Below are 255 nucleotides of genomic sequence, written 5' to 3'. Positions count from 1 at the left end.
GCCAAGTACTGCATGCGTTCACCTTCGGTTTGACTCATGCGGCCTCGATTCAATTTGTGCACCGCCATTTTGATGCCAGTCATCGCAGTCAAGGACAAGCCCTGTATGCCAGCTTAAGCTTTGGGGTTGGCGGCGCACTCGGAACTTGGATTTGCGGTTATATCTGGGGCGATGGCAGCGGCGCTGTGTGGTCTTGGGTATTCGCGGCGGCCTGTGCCTTTGCTGCTATGCTCGCGGTATTTTTGATCCCTAAGG

Annotated in this window: 1 protein-coding gene; it reads left to right on the top strand. The window is 55.3% G+C overall.

The features are described 5' to 3' along the window. The coding region (locus B4920_RS27060) for an MFS transporter (protein ID WP_173862730.1) at positions 1-255 on the top strand (255 nt) is incomplete at both ends.

The sequence above is a fragment of the Zoogloea sp. LCSB751 genome, from assembly GCF_002028455.1.
Taxonomy (GTDB): Bacteria; Pseudomonadota; Gammaproteobacteria; order Burkholderiales; family Rhodocyclaceae; genus Zoogloea.
The sequence above is the reverse complement of the archived record's forward strand: the minus strand, read 5'-3'. Positions and strand labels throughout refer to the sequence as shown.